Origin of the sequence: Streptomyces sp. NPDC003077 (assembly GCF_040611095.1) — a bacterium.
GTDB lineage: Bacteria > Actinomycetota > Actinomycetes > Streptomycetales > Streptomycetaceae > Streptomyces.
This window is the reverse complement of the sequence record NZ_JBEXNM010000057.1, coordinates 1-22,714: the sequence shown is the minus strand read 5'-3', so window position 1 is coordinate 22,714 and position 22,714 is coordinate 1. Positions and strand designations below refer to the sequence as shown.

Below are 22,714 nucleotides of genomic sequence, written 5' to 3'. Positions count from 1 at the left end.
CCGTCTCCCGGAGGGGCCCACGCGGCCACGGAAGACCGGCCGTGCGGGGTCGGCGGAGGCGGGCTCCGTACGACGGGGGAGCCCCCTGCGTGCGCCCGTAGACTCGCAGGTCGGGGTGGGAGTGGCGGGGCGGATGGCAGAGAGGGAGAGGAGCGGCATGACAGCGCGGCGGCGCGGGACGCCCGCGGGCGTACAGCGGCCGTCGGCCGGGATCCACGAGGAGCCCGGCAGCGGGGACGGCCTCCACTACGGTGCGTCGGCCCGGTGTGCCGCGGTCTTCCTGCCCGCCCCGGTGCCGCGGGACGGCAAGGTCGCTTTCTGGTGCCCCGATGGCGGGCCCCTGCCGGCCGGCGCATCCGGTGCGGACGGCACCACCCCGAGCGTCGATCCGGCCGTGTCCGGGGTCCGCGTGGAGCTGACGGTCGCCCGGCGGCACGGTGCCGGTGCCCGCAGCCGCACGGTCCCCGCTGTCCTGTTGTCCCTCGCCGAGGCCGTCCCCCTGCTGGCACGCGCCCGGCACGATCCGTCCGCGCATCCGGCAACGGCGTGCTGGGGCGCGGCGGCCCTGCACGCCCTGCACCTCGCCGCGCGCGGACGGCTGCTTCCGGGGCTGGGTCCGGACGACGTCGACGCGTGGCGGGCCGGGCCGCTCGACCCGGAGGATGTGGCGCACCTGCGGGCCATCGCGGCGGCCATGCCCCCCGAGGCGTACGCGGTGCCGCTCCGCGGCCGGCGCCCGCTCCAGGTGCACGACCCCGCCTCCCTGGTGCGGATGTTCGTGGACGCGGTGATCGACACGCTGCCCCGCACCCCGGCCGCGGCCCGGGTGGCGGGAGCCCCGTACGCCGGTACGGGCCCCCACCGCGTCCCGGGCGCCCGGGACTGGGCCGCCGAGGTGGCAGCGGGGGTGGACGCCGGCGTGCGGCTCGCGCTGCGCCTGGACCTGAGCCCGGACCGCCTCTTCGACCGGCGGGACGACACCCCGGAGGCGGACGACACCCTGGTGGCGTCCGGTGACGGCCCGGGGCCTGCGTTCGGTGAGCCGCATCACGGGCAGCCGCTCGGCGGACCGGGCGACGGCCTGGTGCCCGGGGCCGCCCGAGGGCGGGACCGGCCGGGCGGTGCGTCGTCGGATCACGAGTACCCCGCCGAGACCCATCAGGGCACCGAGGAAACCCAAGACGGCCGGGCCACCGGGGAAGCCCAGGACGGCCGGAGGGCCGGCGGAGCCTTGGCCGACCGACGTTTCGAGGAGCGCAGCGCCGCGGCGGCCGTCCTCCAGGTGCAGAGCCTCGCGGACCCGACGCTGATGGCGGACGCCCGTGACCTGTGGGAGGGCGAGGGCTCCGCCCTGTTCGGCCCCCGGGCCAGGGTCGACACCCTGCTCGCCGTGCGCCGCGCGGCCCGGGTGTGGCCGCCGCTGGGCCGTCTGCTGAAACGGCCGGTGCCGGACGTCCTGCCGCTGTCCGAGGACGAGTTGTACGAGCTCCTGGGTGAGACGGCACCCCGCCTGGGAGCCGCGGGCGTGACGCTCCACTGGCCGAAGGAACTGGCCCGGGGGCTGACGGCCACGGCGGTGCTCCGCCCCGCGCCCGGGTCGGCCGCCGACGGCTTCGGCTTCTTCGACGTCGAACGCCTCGCCACCTTCCGCTGGCAACTCGCGCTGGACGGCCTGCCGCTCTCCGAGGCGGAGATGGACACCCTGGCGGAGGCGCACCGCCCGGTCGTGCGGCTGCGCGACCAGTGGGTACTGGTGGACCCGGCCCTCGTCCGCAAGGCACGTAAGCGGGAACTGGGGCACCTGGAGCCGGTCGACGCCCTCGCCACCGCCTTGCACGGCACCGCCGAAGTGGACGGCGAGGAGGTGGAGGTGGTGCCCCTGGGCGCGCTCGCCGACCTGCGGTCCCGCCTCACCACGGAGGCGCGTCCGCTGCCGCGCCCCGCCGGGTTGCGCGCCACCCTGCGCGACTACCAGGCACGCGGCCTGGCCTGGCTGGACCTGATGACCTCCCTCGGGCTCGGCGGCTGCCTCGCCGACGACATGGGCCTGGGCAAGACCATCACCGTCATCGCCCTCCACCTGCACCGACGGCCCGCCGCGCCCGTCCTGGTGGTCTGCCCGGCCTCCCTCCTGGGCAACTGGCAGCGCGAGATCGAACGCTTCGCGCCCGGCACGCCCGTCCGCCGTTTCCACGGGGCCGGGCGCAGCCTGGAGGGCCTGGAAGGCGGCTTCGTCCTGACGACGTACGGCACGATGCGGACGAGCGCCACGGAACTGGCCGCCCAGGCCTGGGCGTGGGTGGTCGCGGACGAGGCCCAGCACATCAAGAACGCCCGGTCGTCCACGGCCAGGGCGCTCCGCGGCATCAAGGCGCCCGCCCGGATCGCCCTCACCGGCACCCCGGTCGAGAACAACCTGTCCGAGCTGTGGTCGCTGCTGGACTGGACCACTCCGGGGCTGCTGGGGCCCCTGAAGACCTTCCGTGCCCTGTACGCCCGCGCGATCGAGGGCGGCGAGGACCCGGCCGCGGCCGAACGCCTGGCCGGACTGGTCCGGCCCTTCGTCCTGCGCCGCAAGAAGTCCGACCCGGGCATCGCCCCCGAACTGCCACCGAAGACGGAGACGGACCACCCGGTGGCGCTGGGCCGCGAGCAGGCCGCGCTCTACGAAGCGGTGGTCCGCGAGACGCTGGCACGGATCGAGGCGGCCGAGGGCATGGCCCGTCGGGGGCTCGTGATGAAGCTGCTCACCTCCCTCAAGCAGATCTGCAACCACCCCGCGCAGTACCTCAAGGAGGTGGCGCCGGGGCTGGCCGCGCGCTCGGGCAAGCTGGAACTGCTCGACGAACTCCTCGACACGATCCTCGCCGAGGGCGGCGCCACGCTGGTCTTCACGCAGTACGTGGAGATGGCACGGCTGCTCGAACGGCACCTCGCCGGCCGCGGCGTCACCGCCCAACTTCTGCACGGCGGCACCCCGGTCGCCCAGCGCGAACAGATGGTCGACCGCTTCCAAGCGGGTGAGGTGCCCGTCTTCCTGCTCTCCCTGAAAGCCGCGGGCACCGGCCTCAACCTGACCCGCGCCGGTCACGTGATCCACTACGACCGTTGGTGGAACCCGGCGGTGGAGGAACAGGCGACCGACCGCGCCTACCGCATCGGCCAGACCCAACCCGTCCAGGTGCACCGCCTGATCGCCGAGGGCACGGTCGAGGACAACATCGCCGAACTTCTCGCGGCCAAGCGCGCGCTGGCCGACGCGGTCCTCACCGGCGGCGAGACCGCGTTCACCGAACTCACCGACGCCGAGCTGGCCGACCTGGTGAAGCTGAGGAGGCCCGCATGAGCCCGCGCCGCCCCCGCCCCGCCCACAGGCCGGGCGATCCCGGCCCCGTCGTCCACTCCACCGCTCCGGTGCGCGTCGCCGGCTCCGGGCGCGCGGGCCGTTCGGCCCGGCCGAACCGCTACGACCGCTCGGAACGTTCGCGCACGTTCCCGCCCCTGCCGCCGCACGGCGACGCCGACACGCCCTTCGCGGCGACCTGGTGGGGGGACGCGTGGCTGGACGCGCTGCGGACGACGGCCCTGGACGCCGGCCGGCTCGAACGGGGCCGCGCCTACGCCCGCGACGGCCACGTCGACACGATCAACATCACGCCGGGACGCATCGCCGCCTCGGTGCGCGGCAGCCGCCCCCGCCCGTACAGCGCGGAGGTGCGGCTGCAGGTCCTCACCGACCGTGAGTGGTCCGCCCTCCTCGACGCCGTCACCGCCGATCCCGTCCAGCTCGCCGCCCTCCTGGCCAAGGAACTCCCGCGCGCCTTCGCCGAGAGCGGCACGCGCCTGCTGCCGGGACCCGGCGACCTCGTGCCCCGCTGTTCCTGCCCCGACGCCGGGTACCCCTGCAAGCACGCGGCGGCCCTCTGCTTCCAGACGGCCCGCCTGCTGGACGCCGATCCGTTCGTGCTGCTCCTCATGCGCGGTCGCGGCGAACGGGAACTCCTCGACGAGCTGGCCCGCCGCAGCGCCGCCCACGCCGCCGGAGAGGCACGCGGCAGCACCGAGCCCCCGGCTCCGCCACCGACCACGGCCCCGACCACGGCCCCGTCCACGGATCCGTCGCCGTCCCCGGGCCCGGCCGGTCCACGGGCCGACGACGGGGCGGGCGCCCACGGGGGACCCCTCGTGGTCCCGGAAGCCTCGGGCGCCTCGGACCCGTACCCGGGGATCATGGCGCGCGCGGCCCTGGCCGAGCGGCTGCGCCCGGGGCTCCCGCCGCCGATGCCGCTGCCGGAGCACGCCGGATCCGGCCCGGTGCTGCCGGGCGTCGAAGGGCTGCCCTTCGACGCCGGGGCACTGGAGTTCCTCGCGGCCGACGCGGCGTCCCGCGCCCACGCCTACCTGCACTCCGCCCAGGCGAGCCGTGGGCGGGGAAATGCCGTGCAGGGGCCCGCGTCGGCGAGCCACGGACGCGAAGGCGCAGTCCAGGAGCCCGTCCCGTCCCCGTTCCCGCGGCTCGGCCTCTGGCAGGACGCCGTCCGGCTGGCCGCCCGCGCGCACCCCACGGCCGGGCTGACCTCCACCACCCGCGCGCTGTACCGCGACCTCGCCGCGGCCACCGGCCGTACCGTCACCGACGTGGCGCGCGGCGTCGCCGCCTGGCGCCAGGGCGGGGCGGAGGGGCTCGCCCTGCTCGACACCACCTGGAACCCTCCGGCGGGCGACTTCGACCGGGCGCGGGGCGCCCTGCTCGCCGCCGACCTCCCGGCCCTGCGCCCCTGGCACAACCACCTCACCGATCCCGAACGGGGCATCCAGCTCCGCTTCGGCCGCGACCACCGCTGGTACCCGTACGAAGCCGAGCCCGGAAGCGACGAATGGTGGCCGACGGGCGGCGCCGATCCCGACCCCGTGGGCGCGCTGACCGCCCTCCTCGCCCGATGACTACCCTCAAGGCCGTGGAAGGTCTCGACGCACTCACCCGATCACTGGGGCAGCGCACCCCCGAACAGCTCGCCGCGCTGCTCACCCGCCACGCGGAACCGCTCTCCCGGCGCCCCGCGCCCACGGGGCTGCACGCCCTGGCCACCTCCCTGTGGTCGTACGAGACCCTGCACCACCTGGTCCTGCACCTCGACCACCCGCGGTTGCACGTGCTGGCCACGGCCGCCCGCCTCAGCCGCCGGCTCGCGAAGGTGAGGACGGCCGCCCCTGCCGCCCCGGACGCGGGAGCCGGTTACCAGTCCCTGATGGCCCACCGGCTGTCCTTCCCCGACCTGGCCAGCGAGCCCGTCCCGGTCGAGGGGGTGTACGCGGAGCTCGGTGCCGAGGCCCCCGGACCGGCTCGGGATGCCGCCGTCGCCGCGCTTGAGGGCCTGTACGAGGACGGGCTGGCCGCCCCCGTTCCGGACGGCCGCGTCGTCGTGCCCCCGCGCACCGCCCAGCTCCTGTCCGGTCATGACCTGGGCCCCTTCGTGCCTGCCGCGCCCGGGGAGACGGGGGGCTCCGCCTCGCCGGACTCGCGGGCAGTGGACGACGTTCCCGCCGAAGCGACGCACCCCAACGGCTCCCGAGTGGCACGCCCGGACGGCTCCGGGCCGACGCCCCCGGACGGCTCCGGAGCGACCACGGCCCCCGCGGCCCCCGACCGGGCCGTCACCCCAGGGATCCCCACATCAGCCGCCTTCTCCCGCTCGCCGCGCGCGGAAGCCCAGGCCGCCGCGGCCACGCTCGCCGCCGCCCTCGACCGGCTCCTCGCCGCCCTGGCCGCCCGGCCCGCGGCGCTCCGCAAAGCGGGCGGCCTGGCCCTGCGCGAGACCAAGCGGCTGGCCAAGGCGGCCGGGACTACGGAGGCCCACACCCGCCTGCTCCTCGACCTGGCCCTCGCCGCCGAACTGATCACACTGACCCGCACGCCCGAGGGCACCACCGCCCTCCCCACCGCCGCGTACGACGACTGGCTGGCGTGTACGCCCGGCGCGCGGCTGGTTCCGGTCCTCACCGCCTGGTGGGACCTGCGGTCCATCCCGACCCACACCCCTCCCGGCGAGACGGCCACGGCCCTGGTCCGCGGCCACGACCGCCACGCCCCGGCCCTCCGGCACGCCCTCCTCGCCGCCCACCCCGCCCCCGATCGGGGAGCACCGTCGGCTGACGCGGCGGCCTCGTCCGGCCTCACGCCGTCGCCGTCCCTGCTGAGCACCGCCGCCTGGCACCGGCCGCTCGCCGTCCTCGGCCAGCCGATGATCGAGGAACGGGCCCGGCACACGGTGGAGGAAGCCGGCTTCCTCGCCCTTGTCGCCCACGGCGCCCGGACACCCTTGGGCCACCTCCTCCTCACGGCCCCGGACCCCACCACCCGCGATGACGCCCTCCGGGCCGCCCTGGACGACCTGCTGCCGCCACCCTTGCGACAGGCGCACTTCCAGGCGGACTTGACGGCCGTCGTGCCGGGGCAACCGGGGCCCGAGCTGGCCGGGCTGCTGGCGGCCTGCGCCGATCGGGAGTCCGAAGGGCAGGCCGTCACCTGGCGGTTCACCCCGGCCTCCGTCCGCCGCGCACTGGACGCAGGTCACGACCCCGAAGCGCTCCTGGCCGACCTGACCGGGGCTTCGGCGACCGGTGCGCTGCCTCAGCCGCTCCGCTACCTCGTCCAGGACGTGGCGCGCACGCACGGCCGGATACGGGTCGTGTCCGCGGGGTGCTGCGTCCGCTCCGACGACGAGGCCCTGTTGCGCGAACTCGTCGCCCACCGCGGGCTGCGCTCCCTCGGCCTGCGGCTCATCGCGCCGACGGTCCTCGTCAGTGCCGGCCCGCCGGCCGCCACCCTCGAAGCCCTCCGCACGGCCGGGTACGCCCCCACCCAGGAGTCGGAGACCGGGACGACGGTGGTCGAACGGCTCGCCCACCACCGTTCCGCCGCCCCCGCTCCGGCCCGCAGGCCCGACACCACCCTGGCCCTCGCCGAACGGTTGCTGGCCTCGTGAGGGGAGACCTCGGGCGCCCGTTTCGTCACAGGAGGGTGTGGACGCACCTCCGTCAGCAACCCGTAGGTAAGCAACCCGTAGGACGCCCGCTCTCCGGTTGCCGACGAACGGCAGGCAGGCGCCCCTCCGCAGGACCTGGCAAAGGGCCCGTTGCGAGGGCCCGTCCACGGCGGTGCGCGCCCTACCCTCCGCCGCCCTTGCCCAGGACGGACAGGACGATGTTGAGGACCGTGGACACCAGGGTGACGATGCCCCCGAGGCTGGTCAGGCCGGTGACGGGGGTGGCGAACAGCGCGCCGCACGCCCGGCGCCAACTCGGGCGGACGAACAGGCCGCGCGCCCGCTGCCACTTGTGCTGTTCCAGATGGCAGCCACGCAGGACGCCGCGCGCGTTGTTGCGGCAGCTGCGGCCGGCGGCCCGGATGGGCGCCCCGCAGGGGATGGGCGCCTGAAGGAGGAACCACAGGCAGCTCAGGCCGAACAGCCCGGCCAGCCCGGCGGGCCCGACATCGGAGGTGAGCCATGCGGTGATGGCGAAGACGAACACGACGAGCCCCCAGTAGGGCCAGATCTTCTTCCCGCTCATGACAGCCGACGCTAGGAGGCGGTCCGGGCGCCGGGCAGGGCGCTGACGAGGTGTGCGGGGCGCATGGAGACGGACGCGCGCCACCTGCATGGCCGCTGACGGGGGGACAGGCAACGTGTCGGGAGGAAGCAGAGGATGTCTCGGGGGAAGGGGCGTGGAGTCCCCCCTAGCGCGGGGCCACCGGCGTCGGTCGTCGTCCGTCACCGCGGGTCGGGCTGGTCAAGACCGGGAGGCGCTCTTTACGGTGGCATCGGCGGCTGGTCGGAATCTCGTACGACTGCCACGGACGCAAGGGGGCTGGGTGGAAGCGGAGTTGGCGGCGCTCGTCACGGCGGGGGCGACGACGTTGATGCAGCAGATGGTGACCGACGGCTGGGAGCGGACACGCGGAAGAGTCGCGGCCTTCCTCGCGCGCCGGCGCGCGGCGGCGGACGGATCGGCCGAAACCCTCCCCGAAGAGAGCGCCCGCACTCTCCCCGACGACACCGTCCACGCGCTCGAAGGAGAGCTGGAACGGACCCGGGAAGACCTCGTCGACGCCCGCGAGAGCGGTGACGAGGACGGGGTGCGGGACGTGGAGGCCGCGTTGCGGACGCGGCTGCGGCGGCTGTTGCGGGAGGACCCGGCCCGGGCGGCCGAACTGCGCGTCCTGGTGGACGAACTGCGCCGGGAGGTGGGACAAGGCGGCGTCGGCGAGGTGCACAACGTCATCAGCGGCGGGGTGCAGCACGGCACCGTCATCCAGGCGGGCGTGGTGTCCGGACTCACCCTGCACGCGGCACCCGAAGGGCGCGCCCGTGGCTGACACAGGCGCGGACGAGCGGGAAGGCGCCCCTGCCATCCCGCACGCGAGCCCGGCGCGCCCCGCCGAGCACGGGCGCGAGGTAAGACATACAAGCCCCGCAATGGACACGCGCGCCGTACGGAACGAGTTGAGCGGCGGGACGGTGTACGGGAACGCCGTCCAGGCAGGGAGCATCGGAACGGTGGTCTTCCAGGAGGCCGCGGTCCCCGCGCTCGTGCCGGGGGCGCCCGTGCCCCGGACGGTGCCGGGGGCGACCCGGCTCTTCGTCGACCGCGAGGCCGTCCTCGCCGAGGTCGGCGCGCTGCTGGACGAGGCCGGCGGCGCACCCGTCGTGGTGGTGCTGTGCGGGCCGGGCGGCGTGGGCAAGACGGCCACCGCGCTGCGGCTGGCGGCGGCGCTGGGCGAGCGGTTCCCGGAGGGGCAGCTGTACGCGCGGTTGCGCGGCGCGTCGGCGGACACGGCGGCGAGCCCGGCGGAGGTCCTGCCGCGCTTCCTGCGCGACCTGGGTGTCCACCAGAACTGGATCGGCGGTGATCAGGAGGCCCAGGAGAGCCTGTTCCGCAGCCTGACGGCGGGGCGGCGGATGCTCACGGTGCTGGACGACGCGCATTCGGCGGCACAGGTGGCCCCGCTGCTGACCCCGTCCGCGGCATCGCTGACGCTGGTGACCAGCCGGTGGAACCTGGGACGCCTGGTGATGGAGCACGGCGCCCGGGTGGTGCGGATCGGGCCGCTGGCGACGACGGACGCGGTACGGCTGCTGGCCCGGATGGGCGGGACGGGGCGCGGGGTCGAAACGGTGGCCCTGCGGTGCGGCGGAGTGCCCCTGGCCCTGTGCGCGGTCGGGGCGCGGGTCGCGGAACACGAACACCTGGACTGGGAGGCGGTGGCGCGCGACATGGCCGGTGACGCGGATCCCGCCGTTCCCGACGAGCCGTTGCGCGGTGTCCTGGACGCCTCGTACGCGGATCTGTCGGACACCGCGGCCGTGGTCTACCGCCGGATGGCGGTGCGGCCGTGGACACATGTGACGCCGGGCGCGGCGGCTGCCGCCGCGGGCGTGGACGAGGACGCGGCGCGGTCGGCCCTCGGCGAACTGGCCCGGGTCCGCGTCGTGGAGGACGTGACGGTCCCGGGGGCGGATTCGGCGCGATTCCGGCTGCACGACGTCTGGCGACGGCACGCGGAGGAGCGCGCGCTCGCGGAGGACGGCGCGGCGGGGGTCGCGAGCGCCGTCCGCAGGGTCGTCCTCTGGTACGTGCGCGCCGCCGCCGCGGCGGACGCCTGCGTGCTCCCCGGCCGCTGGCACCTGGGCCCCGCCTACGCGCGACTGGCGGGCAGGCCCCCGGCGTACCCGGACGGGCACCGCGCCCTGGACTGGCTGCGCGGCGAACGGGAGAACCTGGCCGAGGCGGTGCGGGCCGCCGCCGAGTACGGCCTCGACGAGTTGGTGTGGCAGCTCTGCGAGGCTATGTGGGGGCTGCACCTGCGGCTCGGCTTCCATGAGCAGTGGGTGCGGACGCATCTGCTCGGTGTCGAAGCCGCGGCGCGCTGCGCGGACGAGTGCCCCGAGGCCGAGGGCCGGATGCGGACGCAACTGGGCTTCGCGTACATGGGCCTGGGGGACCACGAACGGGCGCGGGAGGCGTTCGCGGCGGCGGCCGAGGCCGATCGGCGCGCGGGGCACGTCCGGGGCGAGGCGACCGCCGTCGAGTCGTCGGGCCTGCTGAGCCTCAAACAGGAGCGGTGGTCGGAGGCGACCGGGCACTTCGAGGCGGCGCGCGACCTGGCCCGCCGGGTCGGCGACCCCCGGGCGCTCGCCCTCCTCGAACACCACCTCGGCCGCGCCCTCGAAGGCGCCGGGCGCCACGAGGCCGCCCTCGGCCGGTTGACGCGGGCGCGCGAGCTGATGCGCGCCCTCCCCGACCCCTACAACGAGGCCCGCGTCCTGATGAGCCTCGGCCGCACGCACCTGGCGGCGGGGGACCCGGCCCGCGCGGAGCCGCTGCTCACGGAGGCGGCGGTGGTGATGGCGGCCGAAGGCGCGGTCGTCCAGCAGGCGGATGTCGCGGAGCTCCGCGCCCGCGCGGCCCGGATGACGGGCGACCGGGCGGCCGAGATCCGCTTCCTGCGGGAAGCGCTCGGTTTCCATCAGGCGACGGGGGCGCCGGGGGCAGTGGCCGTTCGGGGGCGGCTGGGGGAGCTGGGCGAGGCGTAAGGGGCGGGCTCGCACCGGGGCGTCGGGAGGCGGAGGCCCGGCGGACTGGGGCACGCGCCGCCGGGCCCCGGCCTCGTCGCCCGCCGCCGGACTCGTCCTCACCGCCGCGCGCGGCTGACCGACACCGTGACGTGATGGCGTGCGCCGCCGGTCAGGACGGTCATGACGGGGCCGAGGTCTTCCAGTGGCCGGCCGAGTTCGTACCAGGCGTACAGGGCGGAGGCGTAGGCGGTGGGATCGCAGGCGTCCCGGTAGCCGTCCGCCGCGCGGGAGGCTTCGAGCGTGACCAGGCTGCCGTCCGCCACCCGCACGAGGCACCGGTCGGGGGCGGTGACGCAGACGGCCATGGCGCTGTGGGGATAGCGGTGCACGGTCTCGTGCGCCCATGCCTCGGGCTCGTCTCGGCGGTCGTGCAGCACGAGGTCCGCGAGGGACAGCCGGCCGGCGTCCGGGGTGTCCTCGTGGACGGCGGTGTGCACGCCGGTGAGGATCTCGGCGTCGTCCCCCGATGCGCCGGGCGGCGGGGTGCCCTCGTACGGCTCTGAGGACGGGGGTTCGGGGTCCCGGGTGCCGCCCGCGTAGCGAGTGACGGCGATCTCGGGAGGCGTGCCGGGGGCGCCGGTGGTGACGACCCGGGTGAGCACGCGGAGCGGCGTCAGCGGCGGGCGCAGGGGCGCGGGCACCGCAGTGGTCTCGGGCGGGCCCGGTATCTGCGGCGGGAACGGGGCCCCGAGCGCGGCGTCGCCGGTGAGCGGCGTCGGTTCGCGCAGGCGCGGCAGGAAGGCGGGCGTGGCCGGCTCGGGTATGCCGAGGATGTCGTAGAAGACCCGGCGGAGCAGGGCGGCGGAGGCGCCCGGGTCGGACGTGGCCTGGGCGGTGAGCCGGTCGTACCGGTCCGGGCGGTGGGTGGCCAGGAGCGCGTCGAGCTGAGGGCGGAGCGGTCCGCGCGGGCGCAGGCGGGGTGCCAGCCGGCCCAGTTCGGCGACGGGGGACGCCGGGTCCAGGTCCTGCGCGGGGAACGCGGCGAGGAGGACGGGCGTGCCGATGGCGGCGGCGTAGTACGTGACGCTGCCGTGGTCGCCGATGACGGCGTCGGCGGCGGCGAGCACCTGCCGCCAGGGCCCGAGCGGCGGCACGAGGGTGAGCCCGGCCCGCTCCGCGCGGGCGAGCCAGGCGCGGACCTGGCCGGGCCCGTGGCCGTGCCAGATGTTGGGGTGCAGGACGGCGCAGAGGCGGTATTCGTCGGTGGGGAGTTCGTCGGTGAGCCGGGGCAGCAGCCACGGGAGGACGTCGTTCCCGTCACCGAAGAGGGAGCGGGGACCCCAGGTGGAATTGAGGACGATCAGACGCTGACCGGCGGACACCCCGAGCGCGCGGCGGAAGCGGTCGCGGTAGGGGAGCGCGGCCAGCAGCCGGTCGTAGCAGGGGTCGCCGGCCAGTACCGCGGTCCTCGCGGCTTGGGGGCAGGCACGGCGGAGACGGGTGAGCTGTTCCGGGTGGGACAGGACGGTCGCGGTGGCGAGGGGTTCGCCGTCGTGGAGCAGCCACTCGGGAGACAGCCCGAAGACGGGCGGGGGAGCGTCCGCCACCTGCCCGGCCGAAGGCGACGCGGTGAGGTCCGGTGTCCGGTGTCCGGTGTCCGGTGTCCGGTGTCCGGTGTCCGGTGTCCGGTGTCCGGTGTCCGGTGTCCGGTGTCCGGTGTCCGGTGTAGAGAGTCTTTTATTGTAGCCAACGCCATGGGAGAGAACGGCCAACTTTCCCTTGAAATGGTGCAGTTGACCGCCGTAGCTGGCGCTGATCACCAGGCCGGGGGAGACCTCCCGGGCCTGTTCCCAGGGCACGACGGGCAGCCCCGCCTCGGCCAGCAGCTCCGGGACCCCGTGCTGGAAGGGCGAGGACCCCGTGCAGGTCGCCAGGCACTGGACACGGGTGTCACCGGCGAACAGGGGCAGCACGTCCAGCAGGCGGGTGGCCGAGGTGACGTTGTGCACGACGAGGAGCACGCGTTCGGTCGCGGCCCGCGTCGACCACCGTTGGCCTTCGGGCCCCACGGGCACCCGGAGCCATCCCGGACCTCTCCCTGCCTCCGCCTGCGCCCCCACGTACGGCACCCCTTCACCCGTGTTCCGGTCGGCCACCCTAACGGCTGATCCCCCGGTCCCGGCAGAATGAGGGGGTGCGGCTGGAAGCGATCACCTGGGAGCGACTGACCGACGCGCTGGTCGAGCGCGTCCTCAGGACGACGGCGGACGACGGGAGCCCCTGGCTGAGGGTGGCGATCGACGGGGCGCCCGCCGCCCGGCCGGACGCCCTGGCCGCGCGGCTCGCCGAAGGGCTGCGCGTGCGCGGGCGGTCCGTCCACAAGGCCGGCACCCATGGCTTCCTGCGGCCCGCCTCCCTCCGCCTGGAGTACGGCAAGGAGGACCCGGACGCCTATTACGACGAGTGGTTCGACCGCCGCGCCCTTTGGCGGGAAGTGTTCCAGCCACTGGAACCGGGCGGCACCGGGCGCGTCCTGCCCGATCTGTGGGACCCGGTGACGGACCGCGCCACGCGCAGCGGCTACCGGGAACTGCCGCCCGGCGGGGTGCTCCTCCTGCACGGTCCGCTGCTGTTCGGCCACTGGTTCCCCTTCGACCTGTCGGTCCACGTGAAGCTGTCCCCCGCCGCCCTCGCCCGGCGCTCCCCGGACGGCGAGCGGTGGACGCTGCCGGCCTTCGCGCGATACGAGGACGAGGTGCGGCCGGAGGAGGTCGCCGACGTTGTCGTACGGGCGGACGATCCGCGGCACCCGGCGTGGAGCGGTGCCGGCTGAGGGACCGGAGCCGCCGGAACCGCTGCACGACCTCCCGACGGCCCTCCGGGTCCCGCTGCGGCCCGTCGCCGGACACGGCGCGGACGAAGCCACCACTCCGCGGGGGAATGGAGGCGTGATATGCGCCCTCACCCCCTCGAAGGGCACGCCCTCGCCCTCTCGAAGAGACGCGGCCCGGCCTCAAAACAGGGGCTGCGGAAGGACGCCCTCCAGTGCCAGGAGCAGCCGCTTGGTCTCCAGGCCGCCACCGAAGCCGCCGATGCCACCGTCGCTCGCGACCACGCGGTGGCAGGGGACTATGACCGGGAGCGGATTGGAGCCCATGGCGGCCCCCACCGCGCGGGCCGCGCCCGGCTCGCCCACCCGGTCGGCCAGATCCTGGTAGCCGACGACGGCGCCGTAGGGGACGTGGGCGGCCAGCTCCCGCAACACGCGTTCGTTGAACCCGGAGGAGAGCGACCAGTCCAGCGGAACCGTGAAGCCCCGCAGCGTGCCAGCGAAGTACTCCGCGAACTCGGCGCGGGCCGTGGCCAGGTGGGGGAGCTCGGCGAGCGGTTCGCCGCCGAATGCGTGCCGGAGACGGCTCAGCGTCCGGCCGGTCGTCTTCCGGTCCGCGTGGAAGGCGACCAGGACGAGGCCGGCGCGCGTGGCCGCGAGCAGCAGGGGGCCTATCGGTGTGGTCAGCACCCGCCAGGCCCAGTCGCGCGCCCCACCCTGTGCCGTGCCCGCGTCTCGCTCCACGTCCGGTGCCGACCGGGTGGTAGCCGCAGCCGCCACAGCCGTGTCCGCGCCGGCGCCCGGCTCGATGTCCCGCTCTGCGTTCATCACGGAAATCAGCCTAGGGCGAGCCACTGACAACGGCCTGTGACCCGCTCCCTTGGCCTCGGAGGGGCACGTCCGCCGCGGACGCCGACCGCGGACCGGCCCGGGCGGGCGACCCGCGGCCAACCGCCCGGGCCGCCCGCGCGCTTCCGTGCTGCCGCCCGCGCACCCCCGGACCGCCCGCGCGCTTCCGGATCGCCGACTCGCTTCCGGAGCGCCGCTGGTCCGGGGCCCGCCGGAGGTCAGCGCCGGGTGTTCTCCAGCGCGTCACGGATCACGTCCGGCTTGTTGGAGATGATGCCGTCCACCCCCGCCTTCGCGACCTTGACCGCCGTCGCGGCGCTGTCGACGGTCCAGGTGAAGACCTCCAAGGGACGGCCGTGCGCGCCGCGTACGGCGTGGACGGCCTTGACGTACGCCGGAGTGGCCGAGTTGTACTGCGGGTTGATCTGGTCCGAGAACTTCGCGTACGCGGGGAGGTCGGCCACCGCCGGGGTGCCGAGGAAACCGGTCTTGATGTCGGGGCGCAGTTCGTGGACCTTTTTCACCGAGTCGGCGTTGAAGCTCTGGATGATCAGCCGGTGCTTGACGTGGTGGCGGTCCAGCCAGCCCTGGTTCCGCAGTTCCCTGAGCGCCTGGCGCTCGACACCCGGGTAGAGCTCCGGGGACTTGAGCTCCATCAGGAGCTTCTGGTCGTTGTCCTCGACCGCCTCCATGTACTCCTCAAGCGTCGGCACCCGCTCGCCGGCGAACTTGGGGTCGAACCAGCTCCCCGCGTCCAGCTTCTCGATCTCGTCCAGCGTGAAGTCGGAGATCTTCCAGGGGGCACGGTCGGGGAAGACCTGCTCCACGTTCGTCGTCCGGTCGAGCGTGGTGTCGTGCATGATGATCAACTCGCCGTCCTTGGTGCGCTGGACGTCGTTCTCCACCCACTCGATGCCGAGTCTCTCGGCGGCGTCCACGGCGGCGATGGTGTTCTCCGGCGCGTACGCGGAGGCGCCACGGTGGGCCACGACCGTCACGGGGCGGTGCTTCGGTGCCGCGGGCTGCGCGGAGGCGGTGGGGAGGGCGAGCGCGGACAGACCCATGAGCACTCCGGTGGCGGCGGCGATGGAGCGGATACGCATACGGACTCCTCGTGGTGGCGTGAACGCGGACCGTGGGGGGTGAGGCAGAGGTTCGCAGCCGGGACGGGCCGGAAGATAGGCGCGGGATGGACAGATATGGAACGAGAGGTGTCCGGTGTGCCGGGTCCGTATGCGGCGGAGCGGGAAGTCCGGGGAAAACGGCAGGGCGGGCGGACGGCCGCGTGCGGATGAGCCAAAGGCCGAAAAGGGAACAAGGCCGGTACTTTCGTTTCGAGCCCGGTGACCGGCCGCACACGCCGCAACGCCACCCCGTGCGCCGATCAGGCCCATGCCACAGCGGACCTCGCGCCGAAGCCGTTCAAGCCCGCGCCGAAGTCGGCCAGGCCCGCGCCGAAGCTGCCCAAGCCGTGCCCGAAGCCGTTCAAGCCCGCGTCGGCAAGACCCGCGCGGTTACTCGCCGTGCCCGCCCGCCGCCGGGCGGACCGCGCGTCGGCATGGCCGCGTTCGCTGGAAAAGTAGCTGGTCAGAGCGTTGTTGCGGTCGGTTGTCAGTGGGGGGTCGTACGGTGGGTTCCATGCGGCCCGTTTCCCAGATCGAACGCACGGTGGCACCTTTCGAGGTCGTCAGCCCGTATCAGCCCAGCGGCGACCAGCCGGCGGCCATCGCCGAGCTCGCGCAGCGCATCCAGGGCGGTGAGAAGGACGTCGTCCTGCTCGGCGCGACCGGCACCGGAAAGTCGGCGACCACCGCGTGGATGATCGAGAAGCTGCAACGGCCCACCTTGGTCATGGCACCGAACAAGACCCTCGCGGCCCAGCTCGCCAACGAATTCCGCGAGCTCCTGCCGAACAACGCCGTCGAGTATTTCGTCTCGTATTACGACTACTACCAGCCCGAGGCGTACGTCCCTCAGTCGGACACCTACATCGAGAAGGACTCCTCCATCAACGAGGAGGTCGAGCGGCTGCGCCACTCCGCGACGAACTCGCTGCTGACCCGCCGCGACGTGGTCGTCGTCGCGTCCGTGTCCTGCATCTACGGCCTGGGCACGCCCCAGGAGTACGTCGACCGGATGGTGCCGCTCAAGGTCGGCCAGGAGATCGACCGGGACGCCCTGCTGCGCCGGTTCGTGGACATCCAGTACACGCGCAACGACCTGGCGTTCACCCGCGGCACCTTCCGGGTGCGCGGCGACACCATCGAGATCTTCCCGGTCTACGAAGAGCTGGCCGTGCGGATCGAGATGTTCGGTGATGAGATCGAGGCCCTGTCCACCCTCCACCCGCTCACCGGCGAGGTCATCAGCGAGGATCAGCAGCTCTACGTCTTCCCGGCCAGCCACTACGTCGCCGGGCCGGAGCGCATGGAGAAGGCGATCGCCGGCATCGAGGCCGAGCTGGCGGACAGCCTTGCCACGATGGAGAAGCAGGGCAAGCACCTCGAAGCCCAGCGGCTGCGGATGCGCACCACCTACGACATCGAGATGATGCGCCAGATCGGCACGTGCTCCGGCATCGAGAACTACTCGCTGCACATCGACGGCCGGGAGCGCGGCACGGCCCCCAACACCCTCCTGGACTACTTCCCGGACGACTTCCTCCTGGTCATCGACGAGTCGCACGTCACCGTGCCGCAGATCGGCGCCATGTACGAGGGCGACGCCTCCCGCAAGCGCACCCTGGTCGAGCACGGCTTCCGGCTGCCGTCCGCGCTCGACAACCGCCCGCTGAAGTGGGAGGAGTTCCTGGAGCGCGTCGGCCAGACGGTCTACCTGTCCGCCACCCCCGGCACGTACGAACTCTCGCGCTCCGACGGGTACGTGGAGCAGATCATCCGTCCGACGGGCCTGGTCGACCCGGAGGTCATCGTCAAGCCCACCGAGGGGCAGATCGACGACCTGGTCCACGAGATCCGGACGCGCACCGACAAGGACGAGCGCGTCCTGGTGACGACGCTCACCAAGAAGATGGCCGAGGACCTGACGGACTACTTCCTGGAGCTCGGCATCCGGGTCCGCTACCTGCACAGCGACGTGGACACGCTGCGCCGCGTGGAGCTGCTGCGCGAGCTGCGAGCCGGCGAGTACGACGTCCTGGTCGGCATCAACCTGCTCCGCGAGGGCCTCGACCTGCCCGAGGTCTCCCTGGTGGCCATCCTGGACGCCGACAAGGAGGGCTTCCTCCGGTCGGGCACGTCCCTGATCCAGACGATCGGGCGTGCGGCCCGCAACGTCTCCGGCCAGGTCCACATGTACGCCGACAAGGTCACCCCCGCCATGGCGAAGGCCATCGACGAGACCAACCGCCGCCGCGAGAAGCAGCTCGCGTACAACAAGAAGCACGGCATCGACCCGCAGCCGCTGCGCAAGAAGATCGGCGACATCGTCGCCACCCTCGCCCGCGAGGAGATCGACACCCAGGAACTCCTGGGCACCGGCTACCGCAAGGGCGCCGACGGCAAGGAGGCCAAGGGCGGCAAGGCACCGGTCCCGGCGCTGGGCGGCAAGGCCGCGGCCAAGGGAGGCAAGGCCGCAAAGGCAGGTGCCACCACGACGGACCGCCCTGCCACCGAACTGGCCGAGCTCATCGAGCAGATGACGGACCGGATGCGCGCCGCCGCCGCGGAGCTCCAGTTCGAGGTCGCGGCCCGGCTGCGCGACGAGGTGGGCGAGCTCAAGAAGGAACTGCGGCAGATGAAGGAGGCAGGCCTGCGCTGACGAGGGGGAGGACGAGGACGGGGGGACGAGAACGAGGGGACGCCGCGACGGGGGCGCGGTGTCCGGGGGCAGCGGCCGGGCGGCGGTCCGGGCGCTCCCGGCGGCTGGGCCACCTGGCCGTCCCTCGTCCCCATCTCCCGTCCCCCGTCCCGCCGACGGGGACGGCCGGCACACGGATTCCGGCCTCTCCGCGTACCGGCGTGCCGGCCTCTCCGCGCACCGGCCGACGGAACCCCCTCCGGCCGACCGAGGCACCCGCTCCCCCCAGACCGCTACCCACCACCCCACCCACCGTCCCTTCCCCCTCACCCGACGAACTCCCGCACCACCTCACCCAGGACCGCGACCCCCTCGGTGATCAGGGTGGGCGTGTTCGCCGCGTAGCCCAGGACGAGGCCCGGCGGGTGCGGGCGCTGGGCGTGCCAGGAAAGGGGCTGGGTCTTCACGCCCCTGGCGAGCGCGGCGGCGGCCAGGTCCCGGTCGGCGACCTCGCCCGGCAGCGTGATCATCAGGTGCAGCCCCGCCGCCGCGCCGTGCACCCGAGCGTCCGGGAGGTGGGCCGCCAGCGCCCGGATCATCGCGTCCCGGCGGTGGCGGTGGCGCCGGCGCAGCAGTCGCAGGTGGCGCTCCAACTCGCCCGACTCCATCAGGTGGGCCAGCACCAGTTGCGGCAGCGCGGCGTTGCCGAGGTCCGCGTACCGCTTGGCGTCAAGCAACGCGTCCCGGTACCGCGGCGGCGCGAGCACCCAGCCCACGCGCAGCGCCGGTGCCAGCAGCTTGGACACGCTCCCCGCGTAACAGACCTGCTCGGCGAGCATCGACCGCAGGGCGGCGACCGGCGGCCGGTCGTAACGGTGCTCCGCGTCGTAGTCGTCCTCGATGATCAGCCCGCCCTCGCCCGCCCACCGGATCAGCTCGCGGCGCCGCTCGCCGCCGAGCACCACGCCGGTCGGGAACTGGTGCGCGGGCGTCAGGACCACCGCCGGAGCCCCCGTGGCCCGCAGCGCGTCGACGCGGATCCCCTCGGAGTCCACCGGGACGGGAGGCGTCTCCAGCAGCCCGTCGCGCAGGTGCTGGCGGGCGCCGAGCGAACCGGGGTCCTCCACCGCCACCTGCCGGATTCCCCGCCGGTGGAGGACCCGCGCGAGCAGCGTGAGCGCCTGGGCGGTCCCGGCGACGACGAGGATGTCCTCGGGGTCAGCCCGGATGCCCCGGTTGCGGGCCAGCCAGTTCGCGACGGCCCGTCGGAGCGCGGGCGTGCCGCGCGGGTCGCCGTAGCCGAAGCCGGACGCCGACAGCGTGCCGAGGACGGCGCGTTCGGCCCGCAACCACGCCGCGCGGGGGAAGGCGGCGAGGTCGGGGAGGCCGGGGGACAGGTCGACGCGGGCGGGGGCGGCCCGCAGCGCGTCGAAGATCTCCGCGCCGGGCTCCCCGGCGAACAGCGCGCCGGTCGCGGTCGCCGCGGTGGCGGGGGAGGACGGCGGCGCCGTCAGCGGCGCGGCGACCACGACCGTCCCCTTCCGGCCGCGCCCGGCGACATGCCCGTCCTCGCTCAGCCGCCGGTACGCCTCGGTCACCACCCCGCGGGACACGCGCAGCTCGGCGGCCAGGAGCCGGGAGGCCGGCAACCGGCTGCCCACCGGCAGGCGGCCGTCCGAGATCGCCTCCCGCAGCCGCCCGGCCAGCCAGTCGGACAGCCCGCCCACCGGCGCGTCCGCGGTGTCCAACTGGAGGAAGTCGGAGCCGGACGCCGCGCCGGTGCCGCCCGCATCCCATATGGACCGGCCGCCCGCACTCGCTTTGGACCGGTCACTCGCGCTCTCTTTGGACCTGTTCACCGGGCCATTGTGGCGAAACGATCACCGCATGGACACGGACCCGACCACCCCCACCCCGCATGAACCCGGCCCCGCCGCCCTCGATCTCTCCCTTCCCGCAGGGCACCACCCCGTCCGACGTGATCACTCGGCTCCCACCGCCCACGAACCCGCCTCCCTCGATCACCCGGTGATCGGTGCCGACACCGCCCCCGGTCCGGGAAGCGCTCCCCGGCTCGGCCCCGGAACCGCGCCGGGACCCGGAACCGCGCCGGGCCCCGGAACCGCCCCGGGCCCCGACCGTCCGCGCAACGCGGGAGGACGGCCCCCGGGCGCACCCCCCTCCCGTCGGCCCGGCGCCGGCTACGTCCACGGCTACTCCGAACACGAGGCGCGCCGACTGGGAGACCAGGCCGACACCCTGGCGGCGCTGCTGCACGCCGGCACGCACTACCGGGCCGGCAGCCGGGTGCTGGAGGCGGGGTGCGGAGTCGGCGCCCAGACGGCGCACCTGGTGACGGCCAGCCCCGGGGCGCGCTTCACCGCCGTCGACGTCTCGGCCGATTCCCTCGCCCAGGCCCGGGCCCGCATACGGGCCCACCATCCGGCCGCCGCGGTGGAGTGGCGCCGCGCCGACCTGCACGACCTGCCCTTCGACGACGGATACTTCGACCACGTCTTCGTCTGCTTCGTCCTCGAACACCTCGGAGAACCGCTGCGGGCGCTGGCCGGACTGCGGCGGGTGCTGCGGCCCGGCGGCACGATCACCGTCATCGAGGGCGACCACGGCTCGGCGTTCTTCCACCCGCGCGGCGCCCGCGCCCAGGCGGTGATCGGGCACCAGGTGCGGCTGCAGGCGGTCGCCGGAGGCAATGCGCTGATCGGCCGGGAGCTGCAGCCGCTGCTGACCCGGGCCGGGTACACCGACGTCGAGGTCCGGCCGCGGACGGTCTACGCCGACGCGTCCCGACCCGGCCTGGTGGAGGGGTTCACCCGCAACACCTTCATCGCCATGGTCGCGTCGGTCCGGGAGGAGGCGGTGGCCGCCGGTCTGTCGTCCGCGGCCGACTTCGACCGGGGGGTTGCCGAGCTGCGGCGGGCGGCGGACGAGGGCGGGACCTTCCACTACACCTTCTTCAAGGCCGTGGCGGTGAACCCGTGAAGCGCGTGAACCGGCCAGGAAGCGACCGCCCCTCCGCACCCGCGTGAACGCCCGCCCGGCGCCCCTCTCCGAGAGCCCGCCCCGGCCACAGGGCCGACAGAGCCAACAGGGCCGATGGGTCCGATGGGGCCAACAGGGCCGATGGGGCCGACCTCGGCCGTCAGCCGGTGTCCGCCATCGGCGAGGCCCCGGTCACCGGCCAGCCGGACAGCCATGGGGCCGGCTCCTGACCACCGGCCTACCCCCCTCCCCACAACCGCCCCCTAACCGCCCCCACCAAGGAATTTGCCCATCTCTTTACTTGCCTATGGATTTCCTTTACTCTCATCGTGCGGAGGGGAGTACTCCCACTGCGACGTTCCCGTCATCACGGATCGCGAGTCTGCACAGATCCCGGGGCGTCGGTCCGGGCAGCGATCGTGTCGAGCGGTCGGCCAGATGTCCCGGGCGGAGGAGACCTCCGGCAGCGACGACGCTGTTTGGTGCCGTACGACTCTGCCGGAGGAGCAGTGGACGTTTCCCTGACCCTGTGGGTGCTGACCGTTCTTGGTCTGGGCGCCCTCATCACCGCCGATTTCTTCATCGGCGGACGCAAACCGCACGACGTCTCCCTGAAGGAAGCCGGGATCTGGACGGCCGTGTGGGTCGCCCTCGCCGGGCTCTTCGGGCTCGGGCTCCTCGTCTTCGGCGGCGGGCAGCCGGCGGGCGAGTTCTTCGCGGGCTTCATCACCGAGAAGTCGCTGAGCGTCGACAACCTCTTCGTCTTCGTCCTGATCATGGGCAAGTTCGCGGTGCCGTCGATCTACCAGCAGCGGGTGCTGATGGTCGGCGTCCTGATCGCGCTCGTGCTGCGGGCCGGTTTCATCGGCGCTGGCGCCGCGATCATCGCCAACTTCTCGTGGGTCTTCTACCTCTTCGGCGCCTTCCTGATCTGGACGGCCTGGAAGCTCATCCAGGAGGCGCGGTCCGACGAGGAGGACGAGGAGTTCGAGGAGAACCGCTTCCTGAAGATGGTCGAGAGGCGGTTCCGGTCGACCGACAAGTACCACGGCACGAAGCTGTTCATCGTGGAGAACGGCAAGCGGCTGATGACGCCGATGCTGATCGTCATGCTGGCGATCGGCACCACCGACGTGCTGTTCGCCCTGGACTCCATCCCGGCGATCTTCGGCCTCACGCAGGATCCGTACATCGTCTTCACGGCCAACGCCTTCGCCCTGATGGGCCTGCGCCAGCTGTACTTCCTCATCGGCGGTCTGCTGAAGAAGCTGGTCCACCTGTCGTACGGCCTGTCGGTCATCCTCGGCTTCATCGGCGTCAAGCTGGTGCTGCACGCCCTGCACGAGTCGGGGGTCGCGGTGCCGGAGATCAGCATCCCGGTCTCGCTGGGCGTCATCTGCGCCGTCCTGGTCGTCACGACGATCACCAGCCTCATGGCCTCGAAGAAGCAGGCCGCGGCAGAGGCGGCCGAGGTCCCGAAGCGGGACGTGGACGCCACGGACGACGACAAGCCCCGCGTCGAAGCCTGATCCCCGCGGCCCTGGTGAGCCGTACCCCCCGCGGCTCACCCCGGCCCACCGGCGGGGCGCGCCCCCCCCCGGCGGGGGGGGGCGGCCGGGGCGGGGCGGGGGGCGGGGGGGCGGGCCGCCCGGCGGCCCCCCCCCCCCCCCCGCCCCCCCCCCCCCCCCCCCCCCCCCCC

14 protein-coding genes are annotated in these 22,714 nt (G+C 74.2%); 9 read left to right on the top strand and 5 right to left on the bottom strand.

The genetic code is table 11. The features are described 5' to 3' along the window. The first annotated feature begins 157 nt into the window (after nt 1-157). The 3 genes from ABZX96_RS29070 to ABZX96_RS29060 are packed head-to-tail and all read left to right on the top strand — an operon-like array spanning nt 158 to nt 6,986. Nucleotides 158-3,346 carry an SNF2-related protein gene (locus ABZX96_RS29070; protein WP_355550106.1) on the top strand — a complete coding sequence of 1,063 codons (3,189 nt, stop codon included), beginning with the start codon at nt 158-160 and terminating at the stop codon, nt 3,344-3,346. Beyond that, entirely contained in the window at nt 3,343-4,944 is a 1,602-nt protein-coding gene (locus ABZX96_RS29065; RefSeq protein ID WP_355550104.1) for an SWIM zinc finger family protein, read from the top strand. Before ABZX96_RS29070 ends, ABZX96_RS29065 begins: the two co-directional genes overlap by 4 nt. A gap of 14 nt (nt 4,945-4,958) precedes the next feature. Further along, a complete protein-coding gene (locus ABZX96_RS29060; protein ID WP_355550102.1) occupies nt 4,959-6,986 on the top strand; it encodes a helicase-associated domain-containing protein in 2,028 nt (675 codons plus the stop codon). 181 nt (nt 6,987-7,167) lie between these two features. On the opposite strand, the gene ABZX96_RS29055 is transcribed toward ABZX96_RS29060, so the two are convergent. After that, nucleotides 7,168-7,572, bottom strand: a complete 405-nt coding sequence (locus ABZX96_RS29055) for a hypothetical protein (protein WP_355550100.1) — start codon at nt 7,570-7,572, stop codon at nt 7,168-7,170. A 301-nt stretch (nt 7,573-7,873) separates the two neighbouring features. Here ABZX96_RS29055 and ABZX96_RS29050 point away from each other — a divergent pair, with 301 nt between their 5' ends. Further along, nucleotides 7,874-8,377, top strand: coding sequence for a hypothetical protein (locus tag ABZX96_RS29050; RefSeq protein ID WP_355550098.1), 504 nt, complete (start codon nt 7,874-7,876; stop codon nt 8,375-8,377). 100 nt (nt 8,378-8,477) lie between these two features. Then, on the top strand, nt 8,478-10,595 hold the full coding sequence (locus tag ABZX96_RS29045) for a tetratricopeptide repeat protein (RefSeq protein WP_355550096.1): 2,118 nt from the start codon (nt 8,478-8,480) through the stop codon (nt 10,593-10,595). 98 nt (nt 10,596-10,693) lie between these two features. On the opposite strand, the gene ABZX96_RS29040 is transcribed toward ABZX96_RS29045, so the two are convergent. Continuing rightward, nucleotides 10,694-12,652, bottom strand: a complete 1,959-nt coding sequence (locus ABZX96_RS29040; protein ID WP_355550094.1) for a hypothetical protein — start codon at nt 12,650-12,652, stop codon at nt 10,694-10,696. 119 nt (nt 12,653-12,771) lie between these two features. On the opposite strand from ABZX96_RS29040, the gene ABZX96_RS29035 reads away from it, so the two are divergent. After that, complete coding sequence (locus tag ABZX96_RS29035; protein ID WP_355550092.1) at nt 12,772-13,410, top strand: uridine kinase; 639 nt, start codon at nt 12,772-12,774, stop codon at nt 13,408-13,410. Between the two features lie 180 nt (nt 13,411-13,590). On the opposite strand, the gene ABZX96_RS29030 is transcribed toward ABZX96_RS29035, so the two are convergent. Both ABZX96_RS29030 and ABZX96_RS29025 read right to left on the bottom strand, forming a co-directional pair. Further along, nucleotides 13,591-14,238 carry a methylated-DNA--[protein]-cysteine S-methyltransferase gene (locus tag ABZX96_RS29030; RefSeq protein WP_355550091.1) on the bottom strand — a complete coding sequence of 216 codons (648 nt, stop codon included), beginning with the start codon at nt 14,236-14,238 and terminating at the stop codon, nt 13,591-13,593. Nucleotides 14,239-14,474: 236 nt separating this feature from the next. Next, complete coding sequence (locus ABZX96_RS29025) at nt 14,475-15,359, bottom strand: glycerophosphodiester phosphodiesterase family protein (protein ID WP_355550089.1); 885 nt, start codon at nt 15,357-15,359, stop codon at nt 14,475-14,477. A gap of 535 nt (nt 15,360-15,894) precedes the next feature. On the opposite strand from ABZX96_RS29025, the gene uvrB reads away from it, so the two are divergent. Continuing rightward, on the top strand, nt 15,895-18,036 hold the full coding sequence (uvrB, locus tag ABZX96_RS29020; protein WP_355550087.1) for an excinuclease ABC subunit UvrB: 2,142 nt from the start codon (nt 15,895-15,897) through the stop codon (nt 18,034-18,036). A 305-nt stretch (nt 18,037-18,341) separates the two neighbouring features. On the opposite strand, the gene ABZX96_RS29015 is transcribed toward uvrB, so the two are convergent. Further along, nucleotides 18,342-19,814 (bottom strand): PLP-dependent aminotransferase family protein, encoded by a 1,473-nt coding sequence (locus ABZX96_RS29015; protein ID WP_355550152.1) that lies wholly within the window; start codon nt 19,812-19,814, stop codon nt 18,342-18,344. 88 nt (nt 19,815-19,902) lie between these two features. On the opposite strand from ABZX96_RS29015, the gene ABZX96_RS29010 reads away from it, so the two are divergent. Beyond that, nucleotides 19,903-21,015, top strand: coding sequence for an L-histidine N(alpha)-methyltransferase (locus tag ABZX96_RS29010; RefSeq protein WP_355550085.1), 1,113 nt, complete (start codon nt 19,903-19,905; stop codon nt 21,013-21,015). Nucleotides 21,016-21,524: 509 nt separating this feature from the next. Then, a complete protein-coding gene (locus ABZX96_RS29005) occupies nt 21,525-22,544 on the top strand; it encodes a TerC family protein (RefSeq protein WP_355550083.1) in 1,020 nt (339 codons plus the stop codon). Nucleotides 22,545-22,714: the final 170 nt, after the last annotated feature.

Bases quoted from the DNA above. Each gene is read 5' to 3' on its own strand.
- ABZX96_RS29070 (WP_355550106.1), top strand. From the start codon at position 158: ATGACAGCGCGGCGGCGCGGGACGCCCGCGGGCGTACAGCGGCCGTCG.
- ABZX96_RS29065 (WP_355550104.1), top strand. From the start codon at position 3,343: ATGAGCCCGCGCCGCCCCCGCCCCGCCCACAGGCCGGGCGATCCCGGC.
- uvrB (WP_355550087.1), top strand. From the start codon at position 15,895: ATGCGGCCCGTTTCCCAGATCGAACGCACGGTGGCACCTTTCGAGGTC.
- ABZX96_RS29055 (WP_355550100.1), bottom strand. From the start codon at position 7,572: ATGAGCGGGAAGAAGATCTGGCCCTACTGGGGGCTCGTCGTGTTCGTC.
- ABZX96_RS29045 (WP_355550096.1), top strand. From the start codon at position 8,478: ATGGACACGCGCGCCGTACGGAACGAGTTGAGCGGCGGGACGGTGTAC.
- ABZX96_RS29025 (WP_355550089.1), bottom strand. From the start codon at position 15,359: ATGCGTATCCGCTCCATCGCCGCCGCCACCGGAGTGCTCATGGGTCTG.
- ABZX96_RS29010 (WP_355550085.1), top strand. From the start codon at position 19,903: ATGGACACGGACCCGACCACCCCCACCCCGCATGAACCCGGCCCCGCC.